This is a genomic window from Microbacterium sp. Clip185, from assembly GCF_028743715.1.
In the GTDB taxonomy this organism is placed as follows: Bacteria; Actinomycetota; Actinomycetes; order Actinomycetales; family Microbacteriaceae; genus Microbacterium.
Map to the genome: position 1 here is coordinate 228,027 of NZ_CP117996.1, position 15,965 is coordinate 243,991.

18 protein-coding genes are annotated in these 15,965 nt (G+C 69.5%); 10 read left to right on the top strand and 8 right to left on the bottom strand.

Annotation, left to right across the window (positions count from 1 at the left end):
• Positions 1 to 109: 109 nt before the first annotated feature.
• Positions 110 to 553 carry a MarR family winged helix-turn-helix transcriptional regulator gene (locus PQV94_RS01180; RefSeq protein ID WP_274286982.1) on the bottom strand — a complete coding sequence of 148 codons (444 nt, stop codon included), beginning with the start codon at positions 551 to 553 and terminating at the stop codon, positions 110 to 112.
• Between the two features lie 133 nt (positions 554 to 686).
• Here PQV94_RS01180 and PQV94_RS01185 point away from each other — a divergent pair, with 133 nt between their 5' ends.
• The 5 genes from PQV94_RS01185 (at position 687) to PQV94_RS01205 (ending at position 4,994) form a co-directional block, all read left to right on the top strand.
• Positions 687 to 1,190 (top strand): hypothetical protein, encoded by a 504-nt coding sequence (locus tag PQV94_RS01185; protein WP_274286983.1) that lies wholly within the window; start codon positions 687 to 689, stop codon positions 1,188 to 1,190.
• Between the two features lie 148 nt (positions 1,191 to 1,338).
• Positions 1,339 to 1,803 carry a MaoC family dehydratase gene (locus PQV94_RS01190; protein WP_274286984.1) on the top strand — a complete coding sequence of 155 codons (465 nt, stop codon included), beginning with the start codon at positions 1,339 to 1,341 and terminating at the stop codon, positions 1,801 to 1,803.
• A gap of 74 nt (positions 1,804 to 1,877) precedes the next feature.
• On the top strand, positions 1,878 to 3,509 hold the full coding sequence (locus tag PQV94_RS01195) for an AMP-binding protein (RefSeq protein WP_274286985.1): 1,632 nt from the start codon (positions 1,878 to 1,880) through the stop codon (positions 3,507 to 3,509).
• 173 nt (positions 3,510 to 3,682) lie between these two features.
• Entirely contained in the window at positions 3,683 to 4,207 is a 525-nt protein-coding gene (locus tag PQV94_RS01200) for a VOC family protein (RefSeq protein ID WP_274286986.1), read from the top strand.
• Positions 4,200 to 4,994 (top strand): MerR family transcriptional regulator, encoded by a 795-nt coding sequence (locus PQV94_RS01205; RefSeq protein ID WP_274286987.1) that lies wholly within the window; start codon positions 4,200 to 4,202, stop codon positions 4,992 to 4,994. The genes PQV94_RS01200 and PQV94_RS01205 overlap by 8 nt, the downstream gene beginning before the upstream one ends.
• A gap of 160 nt (positions 4,995 to 5,154) precedes the next feature.
• Here PQV94_RS01205 and PQV94_RS01210 read toward each other — a convergent pair whose 3' ends face one another.
• From PQV94_RS01210 to PQV94_RS01225, 4 genes are all read right to left on the bottom strand, one after another.
• Positions 5,155 to 5,751, bottom strand: coding sequence for a YdcF family protein (locus tag PQV94_RS01210; RefSeq protein WP_274286988.1), 597 nt, complete (start codon positions 5,749 to 5,751; stop codon positions 5,155 to 5,157).
• 134 nt (positions 5,752 to 5,885) lie between these two features.
• Entirely contained in the window at positions 5,886 to 6,659 is a 774-nt protein-coding gene (locus tag PQV94_RS01215; protein ID WP_274286989.1) for an NAD(P)-dependent oxidoreductase, read from the bottom strand.
• Positions 6,656 to 7,537: an IclR family transcriptional regulator gene (locus tag PQV94_RS01220; protein ID WP_274286990.1), complete on the bottom strand. Its 882-nt coding sequence runs from the start codon at positions 7,535 to 7,537 to the stop codon at positions 6,656 to 6,658. Before PQV94_RS01220 ends, PQV94_RS01215 begins: the two co-directional genes overlap by 4 nt.
• A gap of 127 nt (positions 7,538 to 7,664) precedes the next feature.
• Complete coding sequence (locus PQV94_RS01225) at positions 7,665 to 9,029, bottom strand: aminomethyl transferase family protein (protein ID WP_274286991.1); 1,365 nt, start codon at positions 9,027 to 9,029, stop codon at positions 7,665 to 7,667.
• A gap of 234 nt (positions 9,030 to 9,263) precedes the next feature.
• Between PQV94_RS01225 and PQV94_RS01230 the strand changes: the two genes are divergently transcribed.
• From PQV94_RS01230 to PQV94_RS01250, 5 genes are read left to right on the top strand one after another with little or no spacing between them, the layout of a single operon-like run.
• Complete coding sequence (locus tag PQV94_RS01230) at positions 9,264 to 10,046, top strand: ABC transporter ATP-binding protein (RefSeq protein ID WP_274286992.1); 783 nt, start codon at positions 9,264 to 9,266, stop codon at positions 10,044 to 10,046.
• Entirely contained in the window at positions 10,033 to 10,743 is a 711-nt protein-coding gene (locus tag PQV94_RS01235; RefSeq protein ID WP_274286993.1) for an ABC transporter ATP-binding protein, read from the top strand. Before PQV94_RS01230 ends, PQV94_RS01235 begins: the two co-directional genes overlap by 14 nt.
• A gap of 2 nt (positions 10,744 to 10,745) precedes the next feature.
• Positions 10,746 to 11,627, top strand: coding sequence for a branched-chain amino acid ABC transporter permease (locus PQV94_RS01240; RefSeq protein ID WP_274286994.1), 882 nt, complete (start codon positions 10,746 to 10,748; stop codon positions 11,625 to 11,627).
• Positions 11,627 to 12,667, top strand: coding sequence for a branched-chain amino acid ABC transporter permease (locus tag PQV94_RS01245; RefSeq protein ID WP_274286995.1), 1,041 nt, complete (start codon positions 11,627 to 11,629; stop codon positions 12,665 to 12,667). The genes PQV94_RS01240 and PQV94_RS01245 overlap by 1 nt, the downstream gene beginning before the upstream one ends.
• Positions 12,664 to 13,920, top strand: coding sequence for an ABC transporter substrate-binding protein (locus PQV94_RS01250; protein ID WP_274286996.1), 1,257 nt, complete (start codon positions 12,664 to 12,666; stop codon positions 13,918 to 13,920). Before PQV94_RS01245 ends, PQV94_RS01250 begins: the two co-directional genes overlap by 4 nt.
• A gap of 119 nt (positions 13,921 to 14,039) precedes the next feature.
• Here the strand turns inward: PQV94_RS01250 and PQV94_RS01255 are convergent, their stop codons facing one another.
• The 3 genes from PQV94_RS01255 to PQV94_RS01265 all read right to left on the bottom strand — a co-directional run bounded on the left by PQV94_RS01255 (position 14,040) and on the right by PQV94_RS01265 (position 15,942).
• A complete protein-coding gene (locus tag PQV94_RS01255) occupies positions 14,040 to 14,699 on the bottom strand; it encodes a GntR family transcriptional regulator (protein ID WP_274286997.1) in 660 nt (219 codons plus the stop codon).
• 68 nt (positions 14,700 to 14,767) lie between these two features.
• The gene (gene folE, locus PQV94_RS01260; protein WP_274286998.1) at positions 14,768 to 15,349 is read right to left on the bottom strand and encodes a GTP cyclohydrolase I; all 582 of its coding nucleotides are present in this window, start codon (positions 15,347 to 15,349) and stop codon (positions 14,768 to 14,770) included.
• Entirely contained in the window at positions 15,346 to 15,942 is a 597-nt protein-coding gene (locus PQV94_RS01265) for a PadR family transcriptional regulator (protein ID WP_274286999.1), read from the bottom strand. The genes folE and PQV94_RS01265 overlap by 4 nt, the downstream gene beginning before the upstream one ends.
• Positions 15,943 to 15,965: the final 23 nt, after the last annotated feature.

Here is a 15,965-nt window from a genome sequence, read left to right on the forward strand (position 1 = left end):
GACGAGGTGATGCGTGGAGTGCCCAAGCGCGACCGTTGCGAAGGCCACGAGTCGCAGCCCTCCGAGAGCGGACTCTTCGGGCGCCTCTTCCGCCGTTAGTCCCCGCGAGTCACGCGGGGCGGTGGCCGTGCTCGTCGAGCGCCCGGCGGGCGCGCCGCAGGAGTTCGGCCAGCGTCTCGCGTTCGGCATCGTCGAAGTCCGAGAGCATGAGGTCCTCGACCACCGCGATCTGCGGGTCGAGGGATGCGAGCGCGGCGGCGCCCGCATCCGTCAGGTGCAGCAGGATCCGCCTGCCGTGCGCCGGGTCGCTCTCGCGGCGCACGAAGCCCTCGGACACGAGCGGGTCGATGATGCCGGCCATCGTCTGCGCGCGCACGAAGGATCGGCGGGCGAGCTCGGAACTGCTGATGCCGGGGCGCCGGTGGAGAACCGTGAGCGCCGTGTATTGCGCGCCCGTCATCCCTGCCGCCGCGCACGCGGCGAGGAACCGGGGGCGCAGGGCGAGCTCGAGCTGCTTCACCATGTAGACGAGACTGCCTCGCTGTGCCGACATCCGGGCCTCCTCCGCGGCGATCACGCTAGCGCACCCGCGGCGGGAATCTCGCAGCGCACGCATAGCCGTCGCCGGGTGTACGCCTCGGTGGACGCTCCTAGCATCGGCCCTGGCCTAATCGAAGGGGAGGCGTATGTCACTCGCGCGAAATCTCGGCATCGTGGCCGCGGCGTCTCTGGGCGCGGCTGCCGTGCGTATGAGCGGCGCCGGCTCGGATGGTCTGTCGCCGCGATCGGCGGGCACGATCGCTGTGCCCATCGGAGACCCGGTGCAGGTGCTCGACCTGTTCTACACGCGGATGAATCCCGACAAGCCCTTTCCGGATGCGGTGCTGATGCTGTTGGACAACGGCTCGTACCGCATCGTCTCCGACGGGGAGGACCATTGGGGCTCCTACCTCGCCGACCGGGCCAGTGCGCCGCGCACCGTGCTGTTCGTGTCCTGGCCGTCGACGGACTGGGGCGGCGACGTCGCGCAGCACGTGCTCGACTTCGCCGCCGACGGATCCTTCGCGCAGCACCTGACCCTGCCCGGCGGGCGCACGAGTGAACAGGCCGGCACCTGGGGCGAGCGCCCCGATCCCCAGGCCTACGGCACGCATACCCCATGGAGCGCGTTGCGGCTGCCGGAGCGCTGATACGCGCTCGGTTCGCCTCCGGATGCGGTGATCCGAGTGCCGCGAGGTTCGACGGGGAGCGGTCGTGGCGGGTGTTGACGGATATCCGTGCACCCTCTACTGTTTCAGGCATCCTGAAATACGCGCGACGATGCGCAAGGAGGACACCGTGGCCGAATCCACCCGACTCATGCTCACCATGGCCGACCTGGCCGGCTCCACCGGCCGGACGTTCGGACCGTCATCATGGCGGCAGATCACGCAGGACGAGGTCGATCTCTTCGCGCGCGTGACCGGCGACGACAACCCCATCCATCTCGACGCCGACGTCGCTGCGGCGACACCGTTCGGCACGCGCATCGCGCACGGCCTGCTCACGCTGAGCCTCGTCGTGCCGCTGATGGCAGAGGTCTTCGAGGTCGAGGACGCGGGCATGGGCATCAACTACGGCCTCAACCGCGTGCGCTTCCCCGCCCCCGTGCCGGTCGGCAGCCGCATCCGCGTGTCGGGAGAGGTGCGCACCGCGAGCGAGGTCGCCGGGGGTGTGCAGATCGAAGTGCCGGTGACCTTCGAGGTCGAGGATGCGGCCAAGCCCGCGTGTGTGGCGGAGCTGGTGCTGCGCTACTACCACTGACGCGCCGAGCGGACGCTGCCGTCCGCGCTCGGCTCCGCGCCGCCGCGCGGGCGACATCGGACGAAGGGGTTCGGATGAGAGGCCACTACAGCGACGTGTGGCAGGAGGTCGCGCGCGCGTTCGGCGACCGCCCCGCGGTCATCACGCCCACGGGGACGATGACCTACGAGCGGTTCGCCCGCGACGCCGGCGCCCTGTCGGGGTATCTCGCACGGGCGGGGCTTCGCTCCGGGGACTCGGTCGCAATCCTCCTCTACAACCGTCCCGAGTACCTCGTGACGCTCTTCGCCTGCTTCGCCAGCGCGATCGCGCCCGTCCCGCTGAACTACCGGTACCGCGCGGTCGAGGTGCGCGCGCTGCTGGAGGACTCCGGTGCGAGGGTGCTCGTGTATCCCACGTCGCTCGCGGACGTGGTGCGAGATGCGCTGGAAGGCTGGGAACAGGCGCCGCAGCTCATCGTGATCGACGACGGACCGGGTCCCGTGCCCGCCGCCGGGACGACGTGGACGGATGCGGTCGCCACGCCGCACGAGCTTCCCGCGACCCCGCCGGAGGGGGCGGAACTGCGCCTGTACACCGGCGGCACGACGGGCAAGCCGAAAGCGGTGGTCTGGGCCGCCGAGGACATCCTCGCGGTGCAGCTCTACTCCATCTACGGCACGGCGGGGCTTGCCACACCGACCTCGATGGCCGAGGTTCTCGCCGTCGCCGCGGACCCGCCGCCCACCCGCACGCTTCCGCTCGCGCCGTTCCTGCACGGTACGGCTCTGTTCACGTCGATGAACACTCTCGTGCTGGGCGGTACCGTGCTGATCCTGCCGTCGGCGCGATTCGACGCCGACGCCGCGGTGCGCTTCGCCCTCGACGAGCGGGCCACGCGCCTCATCATCGCCGGCGACGCCATCGGGCTGCCGCTCGTCGACGCGCTCGAACGTGCCGGCGTTTCGGGCTTCGGCGACGTCCGTTCCATCATCAGCTCCGGAATGCGCTTCAGCACCCAGGTGAAACGCCGGTTCCACGAGAGCGGCGACATCGTCATCACCGACCTGCTCGCCTCGACGGAGGGCGGACCCTACGCCGTCAACGTCACCGCATCCGCCGCCGATCTGCCGGGCGAGCTGCGCCTGCTGCCCGGTGCGGTCGTGCTGAACGAGGACCTGCAGCAGGTGCAGCACCTCGACGGGGGCCGCGGCATCCTGGCGTTCCGCGGCACGCTTCCGAAGGGCTACTTTCGCGACGAGGAGAAGACCCGGGCCACTTTCCCCGTCATCGACGGTGTGCGCCACGTCATGCCCGGCGACTGGGCGCTCTCCCACGGTGACGGGACGGTCGAGCTGCTCGGCCGGGGAAGCTCCGTCGTGAACACGGGCGGCGAGAAGGTCTACCCCGCGGAGGTGGAGGAGGCGCTGTTCGCCTTTCCTGCCATCGACGACGCTGTCGTGTTCGGCATGCCCGACCAGCGCTACGGGGAGGTGGTCACCGCGGTCGTGGTGCCCGCCGAAGGTGCGGCGATCGACGGCGATGCCCTGCGCGCGCACCTCGACGCCCGCCTGGCGGGGTACAAGAAGCCGCGCCACCTCGTGATCCGTGACAGCCTCGAGCGCAGCCCGCACGGCAAGGTCGACCTTCCGCGGCTCAAGGCCGGGTTGCAGGCGCTGGTCGGTGGCGTCGATGCGCCGACGGGCACCGTGCGCATCGTGCACTGACGTCGGTCTCGCTGGGCCCCCGATTCCCGCCCGCGAGACTGCACTTTCGCGACGAGATCACTGTGTTTACCCGTGATCTCGTGGTGGAAATGCGGTTTCGCGGAATCAGACGGGTCAAGGGTCGAGGTATCCGGGCTTGACCCTCACGCGGCGTGAGGGCGCACGGTGGTCCCATGAGCGACTTCTCCAACGCCTTCGACATCAGCCCCGTGCCCCCACCCGGGCCGGATGCCGTCGCCCCCGAGCTGTTCCGCGGCATCTACGGCATGCCCATGTTCGTCACGATCCCGTCGGCGGATCTTGCCGCATCCGTCGACTTCTGGACCCGCGGGCTCGGCTTCTTCGAGCTGTTCGCGATTCCGGGGCAGCTCGTGCACCTGCGCCGCTGGGCGTTCCAGGACGTCTTGCTGGTGCCGGCCGCATCCGCGCAGCAGACTCCTCGGATGACGGTGAGCTTCGCCTGCGTGCTGGGACAGATCGAGGGCATCGCGGATGCGGTCCGCGCCGTGGATGCGGGCGCTGCGGCCGACCCGCACGACACGGCGTGGAACACACGCGACCTCGAGGTGCTGACGCCCGAGAACGTGCGGGTCGTGCTCACCGCAGCCAAGCCGTTCGATCCCGAGAGCGCCGAAGGGATCGCGCTACGGGCCGTGGGCATCGGCGTCGAGGGCGGTGAGAATGGTGAGCATGTCTGACGGGAGCGACCTCAGCGTCGGGCAGGCGGCTCGCCGGCTCGGCGTCACGGTGCGCACGCTGCACCACTGGGACGAGATCGGGCTCGCCAGACCGTCGGTGCGCGAGGACAGTGGGTACCGCCGGTACGCGGGCGCCGACATGGAGCGGCTGCAGCGCATCGTCGTCTACCGGGAGCTCGGGATCGGACTCGACGACATCCGCATCATCCTGGACGGGTCCGCGCTCGAGGCGGCCGACGTGCTGCGCGCGCAACGCGCGCGGTTGGGGGAGCGCATCGAGGAACTGCGGCGCCGCGGCGACGACGTCGAGCGACTGATCGACGCGTACGAGAACGGCCTCACCCTCACCGTGCGTGAGCAGGTGGAGACGTTCGGCCCCGAGTGGGACCCGCGGTGGCCGCTGCAGGCGCGCGAGCGATACGGCGACACCGCCCAGTGGCAGCAGTACGCGGAACGCTCGGCGAAACGGGATGCGGCGGATTGGGCGCGCATCGCGTACACCGTCACGGCGCTGGATGCGGAGTTGGCGGCCGCAGTGGATGCGGGCGTCGAGCCGGGCAGCGAAGGTGCCGACGCGCTCGTCGACCGCCACCGCGAGGTGTTCTCGCAGTACTTCCCGCTCACGCGCAGCATGCAGGTCTGCCTCGGCCGCATGTATGAAGCGGATCCCCCCTTCACCGCGCACTACGACGCTGTGCGCCCAGGGCTCGCCGCGTGGCTGCGCCGTGCGATCGATGCCCGTGCCCTCGGTGAGGGCCTCGACCCCGACGCCGCCACCTGGGAGTGACTCGCGCTCGCGGTCGTCTGCGTTTCGGAGTCGCCTCCGGCTCGCTCAACGACCGCCACGCATCCCGGTCGTCGTCGCGAGACTGCATTCTCGCGACGAGATCACTGTGTTTACCCGTGATCTCGTGCCGAAGATGCAGTCTCGCGGGAGCAAACGGCGCTCAGTCGAGCGAGCGGAGGCGGCGCAGCTTCTTGCGGCCGAGAACGGCGGCGACGGGCTTCACCCACACGATCTCGCCGAAGCGGTAGTCCGCCCCGCGGGCGAGCCGCACGGCGAGGTCGGGTCGCAGCATCCACAGGTATCCGCGGGCCAGCTCCGCGTGCACCGAGTTCGACACGATCTTGATCACGTCGGCGGTCTCGATCAACGGGATCGCGTTCTCGATGTTCTGCCACGTCGACCTGCTGGTCGGCTCCAGCACGGAGAGGCCGCGGTAGCCGAGCTCGTCGCGGGCGTACGCATCCATGATCTCCGCCTCGGGGACGGGGCCTTCCACTGTCCCGCCGCAGAACACCAGGATGCTGCGGGTCGCCGTCGGGTCGATCGAGCGCAGCCCTGCCCGCACGCGATAGCGGTTCTCGCGGTTCGCCCGCGGTCCGCGGTTGCCGTAGCCCAGAACCACGACGGCTTCCGTGTCGCGCGCGGATGGTGAGCCGAGGCGTCGCCGGCTGGCGCGCCAGTGCGTCACCTCGCCGAAGGCGAGCACCGCAACCGCCGCGGCCGTCGCGATGGCCAGGGCGAAGCGGAGCGGACGCACGCGTTCAGGATAGGAGCCGGATCACGGTGCCCGATGCCCAGCCTCCTTCCTGCGAGACTGCATTTCCGTCACGAGATCACTGTGTTTACCCGTGATCTCGTGCCGAAGATGCAGTCTCGCGGGAAAATGGGGGCTCAGGTGTTGTCGCGACCGAGCCGCTCGAACCACGACAGGGTGCCGCGGGTCATGTCGTCGGGGGTGCCGAGCTCTGCCAGTAGGTCGAGCGCATCGCGTACCTCCTGCTCGCGGCGCGTGCGGTGCGCGTGGGTTCCCGAGATCAGTCGCTCGACGAGCGCGGGGGCGTCGGGCCCCAACTCCGCGGTGAGCTGCCCGCGCATCCAGTCCGCCGCATCCGCCGCCTCCGCGGCCGTGAGCGTCTCGATGAGCAGGGTCGCGAGGCCCTTCATGAAGATGCTCCGCACGATCTTCAGACGCGCGGCCGCGCCCACGGGTGCATCGATCGTGTCGATCGGAACCCCGAACGGGCGCAGGAGTCCGGCGAGGACGTCGGCGCCCGGTCCGCTCGCGAGCAACGGCGTGCGGATGCCGGCTCGGGTCACCGGAGCGAGCACGGCGACATCCGCGACGAGCAGACCTGCACGTCCGGCGACCCGCTCGACCGCGGACTTCACCTCGGGCGCGGCGGTGTTGAGATCGGCGTAGAGGCGCCCCGCCTCCAGCAGCGGCGCGACCTGCTCGGCCACCGACACCGCGGCGTGCGCGCCCACGAGGCTGATGGCCACGTCGGCGGAGGTCACCGCCTCGGCGAGGGTGTCCACGCGGGGGACAGCGGGGTCGGCCTCGCGCGGGTCCGGATCGTAACCGCGCACCTCCGCGCCCGCGCGTGAGAGCCCGACGGCGTAGCGGCGCCCCGCCTCGCCGAGTCCGATGACGGCGATGCGCGTCACGCGCGCACCTTCGGTGCCGCATCCGCGCGCTCGGCGAGGTCGGCGATGTACGCCCATGACTTCGCCGAGACGCCCGCATCCGGGCGCGGCCCGTGCACGACGGCCGCTTCATCGAGCCCGGAACCGTACAGGGACCGCAGCGCGCGGGTGATCCCGGCCGACGCCACGCGCAGGGTCTCGAGAACAGCCGCCGCGGACGAGCCGTCGTTGGGCACGACGGCACCGAGAGCGGCGTACACCTCACCCTCGGGCCCGCGCACCGGAACCGCCATGCCCCGCGACTCGAGGTGGATGTGGCCGGATGCGACCGCGAACCCGTCGGCTCGGATGCGGGCGAGCTCGGCGCCGAGCACCTGCGGATCCGTGATCGTGAGCGGTGTGTACGCGCGCATCGGACTGCCCAGCACCTCGTTCACCACGCCTGCGGGTGCATGCGCGAGCAGCACCAGTCCGTTCGACGAGGCGTGGAGCGGGATCCGCCCGCCGATGAGCGTCGCGTTGACGACCGCATCCGGCGCCGACATCCGCTCGATGAACAGCACGTCCAGCTCGGCGCGCACCCCGAGCTGCACGTGCTGACGGATGCGGGCGTGCGCTGCGGCGAGCCAGGGTCGCGCGACCTCGCGCAGCCCGAGCGCACCGGGGGTGCGCGAGGCGTACTCCCACAGCCGCACGCCCAGACGGTAAGTGCGATCCGGCAGCCGGTCGAGCAGGCCCTCCTGCGTCAGTTCGGCCACGAGCCGGTGCGCGGTGGACACGGGGATGCGGGCGGTGCGAGCGATCTCGCCGAGCGTGAGGAACGGATGCAGGGCGTCGAAGGCGTCGAGCACGCGCAGGTGACGATGCAGTGCCGACTCGCCGGCCGATCCACGCGCCATCGCGACTCCTCCCGCTACCGGGACCCTACCCCGCGTAGGGCACACAACTCAGCCAGAACTCGGCGGAGCGGGACTCCATTGAGTCCGCAGTGTGGTTCTGGCTGAGTTGTGCCGGCGCGGTCGGCGTTCAGGCGCGATAGACCGTGCGCGCCCACTCGTGGTACGGGGCGGGGGCGACCGTCGCACGTACCATCACCTGGCGATGGTTCTGATCGACCGAGTGCTTGGAGGAGATCGGATCCTCGCCCCAGACGATCTCGACCTCCTCGCCGTCGGAGATGTCGACGTCGAGCGTCGCGAGCGACATGTACAGCTGGTCGTAGGCGATGTAGCCCGCATCCGTCGAGATGCCGACGCGCTCGCCGCCCCGGCGTACCTCGTCCATCTGGTACAGCCCGTAGCGCGCCTTCGGGAAGTCGAGGAACTTCGCGGGAGTGCCGGGCTCGAGCTGCGAGCGCACGACGGCGGCGACGTCGTCGGCATTCCACAGCAGCGTCACCTTGCGCCGGCGCGGATTCTCCGCATGCCGCTCCAGCGCCTCGCGGCCGTGGAAATCGTGGTCGAAGCGCACGGAACGTCCGAGACCGATGTCGTAGGGCGTCAGGTAGAAGTCGCGCACGTCGTCGGAGGTGAGCGATCCCGCCACCGAGCCGATTCGCTCCGCGGGCAGCCACGATCGATACTCGGCCATGCCGTCGTCGAACACCGCGGGGAACGGTGTCGGCACCCAGCCCGACTCGAGCGGCGTCGCCGAGTAGGCCTTCGCGCCGACGCGGCGGATGCCGAACTCCTCGCCCGCATCCAGGATGGTCTGCAGCACGTGCTCGTTGTCGGCCCATGGGCCGAAGAACTCGAAGCCCGGCTGCCCGGCCATGCCGTGGCGCAGCGCCTTGACCGCCCGGCCGCCGATCGTGACGTCGCCGATGTGGAAGAACTTGATGTCGGGCGCCGGCCCGCCGAAGAGCTTCTCCATGACGCGATCGGCCTCGGGGCCTTGCAGCTCGTAGCGGTAGAAGGTGGGCGGGCCCTGCCGCATATGCGAGTTGGGCTCGAGGCGCTGATGCACGTCCTTGCCCTCGGCCGCGGCCTTCTCGAGCGTGAAACGTACCCAGTCGATGAGGATGTGGTGTCCGATGAGCACGAGGCCCTCGGGTGCGTCCTCGTTGTAGAACAGGATGCCGTCGCCCACGAGGTAGCCGGATTCGTTCACGCTGATGAGCTGTTTGGCGACGCCGGGCCGGAACGTGGCGAAGGTGTTGGGCGAGATCGAGGAGAGTACTTCGATGAGGTCGCTGCCTCCGAGGAACAGCTGCGTCATGTGGTGCGACTGGTCCATCAGGGCGACCGTGGTGTTCCACGCGCGCTGTTCGTCGCGCCAGTTCGTGAACTCGGGGGCGACCGGGAACGTGAACGCCGGCCAGTTCTGGTTGCGCAGCAGCTCGAGCGGGCTTCCGGTGCGTGCGATCGCCGCGGCGAGGGATTCGGATGTCATCGTCGACCTTCCTTTCGTCGAGCCGAGCATGCGCCGGGCGTGATCGACGATGTGGCCGATTTCCATTCATGCGAAATCTGTGGGGCGTCGGGTGTCGTTCACGCGAAAGTGTGATCAGAACGTGCCCCGGAATCGACGCCAAAATCGTTGACAATCGTGGGGCGACTCCGTACCGTCCCAGGAACGGGGCGAACCCCCGGTCTCGCAATGACGCGACGACACGGAAAGGCGGCCATGGCGGCTCGACTCACCCTCAAGGATGTGAACCTGCGGTTCGGCGGGATCACGGTGCTGCACGATGTCGGATTCGACGTGGAGCCCGGCCAGATCTTCGGCCTCGTCGGGCCCAACGGCGCGGGCAAGACCTCGTTGTTCAACTGCATCAGCGGTCACTACCGGCCGAGTTCGGGCTCCATCACGATCGACGGCGACGAGGCCTCCGGGCAGACCCCCGCGCACCTCGCGCGGCGCGGACTCGCCCGCACGTTCCAGCATCCGGCGCTGCAACTGCACGCATCCGTGCTCGAGAACGTGATGCTGGGTGCCCACACGCGCCTTCCCGGAGGTCCCGGCGAGTGGGCGATCCGCACGCCGCGCACGTGGCGGTCGGAACGCGAGATGCGCGCCGAAGCGCTGCGACTGCTGGAGCGCTCAGGGCTCGGTTGGGCGGCGAACCGTCACGCCGACGAGCTCTCGCACGGACTCCACAAGGCGATCGAGCTGTGCCGGGCGCTCATGTCGCACCCGAAGCTGCTCCTGCTGGATGAGCCGGCGGCAGGGCTTCCGCACTCCGAGGTCGAGCAGCTCATCTCGACCGTTCGCGCCATCCGTGACGAAGACGACATCACCGTCGTCATCGTCGAGCACCACATGGGCCTCATCGCCGCCCTGACCGACCGTGTGGTGGTGCTCGACCACGGCCGCAAGCTCATGGAGGGCTCGGCCGCCGAGGCGCAGAGCGATCCTCGTGTGATCGAGGCCTACATCGGCAAGGAGGCGGCCGATGACGCTGCTTGAACTCGTCGACGTGACCGCGTCGTACGGCCCCGTGCAGGTGCTCGACGGCGTGTCGCTGAGCGTGCCCGAGCAAGGTGCCGTCGGCATCCTCGGGGCGAACGGCGCGGGAAAGACGACCACTCTCCGCGCGATCAGCGGCATGGTGCGCACGACCGGCACCATCCGATTCGACGGGCGCGACATCCGCGGGATGCGGCCCGAGAAGGTCGCGTCCATCGGTATCGCCCACGTGCCCGAGGGGCGCGGCACCCTCGGCGCCCTGACGGTGCGCGAGAACCTGCGGGTCGGTGCGTACCAGCGGCGCGATCACAAGGCCATCCAGGGTGACATCGACTACTGCCTCGACCTGTTCCCGAACCTCAAAGAGCGCTACCGCTCCCACGCCTCGGCGCTGTCCGGCGGCGAGCAGCAGATGCTCGCCGTCGCCCGCGCCTTCATGGCCAGGCCGCGGCTGCTCCTGCTCGACGAGGCGTCTCTGGGCCTCGCCCCGAGCACCGCGCGCACGGTCTACGACGCCATCGCGAGGCTGCGCCGCGAGTCCGGCATCGCGATGCTCGTGGTCGAGCAGAACGCGACGCTCGCCTTCCGACTCGTCGACACCGCGACCGTGCTCGAGACCGGCCGGAACGTGCTCACCGGCACGTCGGCCGAACTCAAGGGCATGGACGAGATCCGCCGCGCCTACCTGGGAGGTTGAGAGTGGGAACCTTCATCCAACTCGTCGTCGACGGGCTGTCCATCGGCTCGGTCTACGCCGCGCTCGCCCTGGCGATCGTGCTCGTCAACCAGGCGACCGGCCTGATCAACTTCGCCCAGGGCGGGATGGCGGTGCTCTCCGCCTACCTCGCCTGGTGGTTCACGGGGGTGGGAATCCCGCTGATCCTCGCGATCCTGCTCTCGGTGGGCGTCTCGTTCCTGTTCGGCGCCGTCGTCGAGCGCTACCTGATGCGCCGCTTCGAGGGTGGCGACCCCGACACCGCCGTCGTGGTCACGATCGGTCTGCTGACCCTCATCACCGGTGTGTGCGGCTGGCTCTTCACCTACAACAACCAGCAGTTCCCCTCACTCTTCCCCCTCGACACGATCTCGGTGCTGGGCGCCTCGGTGAGCGTGCGATCGATCGGGACGACGGTGGTCATCCTCGCGATCATGATCCTGCTGCAGGCGCTGTTCGCCGGCACGAAGCTCGGCCTCGCACTGCGGGCGGTCGCGGTCAACCCGCAGTCCGCGGCCTTCTCCGGCCTGCCCGTGAGTCGCCTGCTCATGGTCGGATGGGGGCTCGCCGCGGGTCTCGGCGCCGTCGCCGGCGCGCTCGTCGCCCCGCAGCTCACGCTCACCCCCGGGATGATGGACAACGCCCTCGTCTACGCGCTGGCCGCCGTCATCCTCGGCGGACTCTCGAGTCCCGTCGGAGTGGTCGCGGCGGCATGGATCATCGGCGTGCTGGAGAACCTCGCCGCCGTGTACGTGCCCTTCATCGGCTACGACCTGAAGGTCGCGGTGCCGTTCGTGCTCATCTTCATCGTGCTGCTCGTGCGACCACAGGGCCTGTTCGGCCGCAGAACGGTGGTGCGTGTCTGATGGCTTCCACCACATCCGTCTTCTCGCGTCGGTGGGTACGCATCGTCGCCGTGCTTGCGGTCGTCGCGCTGCTCGTGCTGCTCCCGCTCATGCTGCCCGAGTTCGCCAACCAGACGATCGCGCGCATCGGCGTCTTCGCCGTCGCGGTGCTCGGTCTGAACGTCGTCATGGGTTACACCGGCCAGGTCTCACTCGGGCAGATCTTCTTCGTCGGGCTCGGCGCGTACGTCACCGCGTACGGCGTGCAGAACGACTGGAACATCGCCCTCGTGTTCGTTCTCAGCATCCTCATCCCCGGCGTCGTGGGGCTGATCATCGCGCTCGCCGCTGCGCGGCTGGGCGGGCTCGCCATCGCGATGGTGACGATCGCGCTCCCGATCGTCGGCGTGCCGCTGGCCAAGCGGCTGTCGGATCTGACCGGGGGATCGCAGGGCGTGTCGGCGCGCTTCACGGACGCGCCGGAGTGGAGCGGGCTGTACGACGATCAATGGCAGCTGTACCTCGTCATCATCATCGGCGGCATCGCGTTCCTGCTCACCCGCAACCTCGTGCGGGGCAAGTACGGCCGCGCCTTCGCGATCGTGAAGGACAACGAGGCGGTCGCCGCGGCGATGGGCGTCTCGCCCTATCGGTACAAGGTGCTCGCCTTCACGGTGGCCTCCCTCATCGGCGGCGTCAGCGGCTTCCTCTACATGGTCGTGGTGCAGTACACCTCGCCCGAGACGATGAGCTTCGGGCACTCCATCCAGTTGCTCGCGGCGATGGTCATCGGCGGCGCGGGCAGCATCATCGGGTCGCTCCTGGGCGGTGCGTACTACGTGCTCGCGCCGCAGCTGACGAACCTCGTCGACCCCAACCTGACGGCCGTGCTCCAGGGGGCGCTGCTGCTGCTTGTGCTCTTCGTCCTCCCGGGCGGACTCGCATCCCTTCCCGCACGACTGAGACGGATGCGGCGTCGCTCCGATCGAGCACCGGCCAACCCATCGTCCGGCGACCTTCCCGCGTCGCCGAGCACCACAGAGAGGCAGAATCACCCATGAATCTGAGGAAGAGGAGCGTGCTGGGCATCGTCGCCCTGACGTCCGCTCTCGCACTGACCGTCGTCGGCTGTTCGCGCGGCGGGGGAGGCTCCGACGCTACCGGCGGCGCCGCGGCCGCGAGCCCCGGCATCACCGACACGTCGATCAGCCTGGGCATCACCACGCCGCTCAGCGGCGGTACGGCGGGCCCCGGCACCTGCACGGTCGCCGGCATCACGGCGTACTTCGGTGCGAAGAACGCCGAGGGCGGCGTGAAGTTCGGCGACGGCAAGACCCGCACGGTCGACATCAAGGCGCTCGACGACGCCTACGACCCGCAGAAGGCCAAGGCCAACTACGACCAGCTGAAGGACAGCGTCTTCGCGATGACGGCGGGCCTCGGCACGCCGACCAACCGCGCCTATCGCGAGGCGGCGATCGCCGACGAGGTGCCGCAGGTTCTCGTGATGACCGGCGACCCGATCTTCAGCGAGACCAACGAGAGCCCGTGGCAGCTCGGCTTCGTGCCGATCTACCAGAACGAGGGCGAGGCCTTCGGAAAGCTCCTGGCCGCATCCGGTGAGAACCACAAGGTGGCCGTGCTCTACCAGAACGACGACTACGGCGAGGGCTACCTCGAGGGCTTCAAGAACGCCGTCGAGGGCGCGAGCAACATCGAGATCGTGAAGGAGCTCACCTACGAGGCGACCGATACGGCCGTCGATGCGCAGCTCACCGAGCTTGCGAGCTCGGGCGCCGATGTGTTCTTCAACGCGATGTCGATCACGCCGCTCGTGATCTCGTCGCTGCAGAAGGCGCAGCAGCTCGGATGGAGTCCCAGCTGGTTCCTGCCCTCGAACACGTCGAGCCCGACCGCCATCCTGCAGCCCGGAGGCGCGGACGCCTTCCCCGGTGTGTACTCGGTGTCGTTCTCTAAGGCGCCTGCGAGCCCTGCGTTCGCCGACGACGAGGACGTGCAGACGTTCCTGACCGACCTGAAGCAGTACGCGGACTACCAGGACATGCCCGCCTTCCCGCACTGCATGTGGAGCTTCATGGTCGGAGCCACCCTCGAGCAGGCCTTCGAGAAGATGACCGAGCCGACGCGCGAGAACTTCATGGAAGCGCTGCGCTCGATCAGCGACTTCCAGGCGCCGCTCATGCTCGACGGCACCGCCGTCGACACCACGGTGGACGGTCAGCCGGCCGTGTCCTCGGTGGTCGTGCAGAAGTACAACGGACAGGGGTACACCACGGTCGAGTCCTTCGGCTGATCCGCATCCCCCGTTCCCCCTCTAGATCCCGCGAGACTGCATCTTTCGCACGAGATCACGGTCAATACCCGTGATCTCGTGGCGAAAGTGCAGTCTCGCGGGCTTTGGGACGGATGCGGTCAGTCGAGCGAGCGGAGGATGTCGACGATGCCGGCGAGATGCTGGCGGGTGGCGGCCTCGGCCGCATCCGGATCGCGGGCGACGACCGCGTCGATGATCGCGATGTGCTCGGGTGCGGACTGCGCGGCGCGGCCGGGGTGGAAGGCAAGCCGGAACTGGTGCCGCGCGGACTGCGCGCGCAGACGCTCCAGGAGCTGGGATGCGGTCGCGTGCCCGCTGAGCTCGCGCAGGCGCCGATCGAGCTCCTGGTTCAGGCGGGAGTATCCAATCAGGTCGCCCACGGCGATCGCACGCTCGATGTCCGATCGGAGCGTACGGAGGGCTTCGATGTCATCGTCGTCGACCCGCTCGGCCGCCTTGCGGGCGCAGAGCGACTCGAGTCCCATGCGCACCTCGACGATCTCGACCGCCTCGTCGACCGTGATGGCTCGCACGCGCGCGCCGCGGTTGGGCAGGCGCTCGACGAGGCCCTCTCCCGCGAGCGTCAGCAGCGCGGTGCGCACGGCTGCCCGCGGAGCATCGAAGCGTTCGCTGAGATCGGCCTCGATGAGCCGTTGGTGAGGCGCGAACTCGCCGCCGAGGATCGCGTCGCGAATCTGCGCGGCCAGCTCGGGTCGCGCCGCCTGGTCGGCCTCGTCCGTCACGGAGGGAAACGCCATCGTCATCCCCTTCTCGGGCGGCAGCACCGCACCGGATCGTTGACACTATTGTGTCCGATCGGTGAACGTCAGGGGGCGGATGGTGCGGCGAGGCGCCAGGTCGCGTCGGGGATGTCGCCGAGGGTTGCCACCGTGACCACGCGAGCGGATGCGGCGCTCGGCTCCAGATGGGCGACGCACCCGTGGCGGGCCTCCACCCGCACGGCGACCCCGTGTGGGCGCAGCACCGTCATGAGCGCGTCGGCGATCTGGTGTCCGAGACGTTCCTGCAGCTGAGGGCGACGCGAGGCGAGCTCGACGAGCGTCGCGATGCGGCTGAGTCCCGCGATGTGACGCACCGGCGCGTAGAAGACATCCACCGTTCCCTCGAAGGGCAGCAGGTGGTGCTCGCACACCGAGCGGAATGGGATGGCGGTCATGCCGACGAGCTCACCGGGGTGCTCGTTGTCGGTGAGGGCGACAGGTGCTCCGAGTGCGGATGCGGGATCGATGCCGAGCCCGGAGAACAGGTCGAGGAAGAGATCCGCCACCCGCTCGGGGGTGCGGGTCAGCCCGAGGCGATCGGCGTCTTCGCCGACGGCCTCGAGCAGCTCGCGAACGGCCGCGACCGCGCGGGCTCGGTCGGTGCGCGCTGCCGTGTCGATGCTCATGTTGCTCCTTCTGCGCCTTCGAGGCGTTCGACGAGGGCGAGGCCTCGCTGCGCCCAGGAGATCTCGCCCCGCGCGCGCTCCACGAGACCCTCGTAGGCGAAGCGCTTGTAGGCGATCGTGCGTTCCTTGTCGGCCTCGGGCGTGACGGCGAGACGGCGCAGCAGCATCGGGTTGTCGACGGCGTCGATGCGCGCCAGCTCGCCCTCCCACTGCTCCAGCTCGCTCTCCCACTGCGCGATGTGCGCGCGCAGGAACGCGCGGGAGTCGGCGGGCGTGCCGGCTTCGAGGTAGGCGGCCCGGAGGTGAGCAGGGTCGCGCACGCGCTGGTAGTCGAGCGGAGCTGCCATCCACGCGAGGAAGGCCGCATCCCCTTCGGGGGTGATGTGGTACATCCGCCGGGTGCCGCGCTCGCCGCGTGCCTGCTCCTCGCCGCGCACGAGACCCTCGGCCTCCATCTTGCGCAGCTCGGGGTAGATCTGAGAGTCCGGGGCGTGCCAGACGTGCCCGACCGAGACTGCGAACTGCTTCTGCAGGTCGTAGCCGGACTGCGGTCCCACCCGCACGAGGGCGAGGAGCGCGTAACGCAGGCTCATCCGCCGTTCTCCTTCCGAGGTGT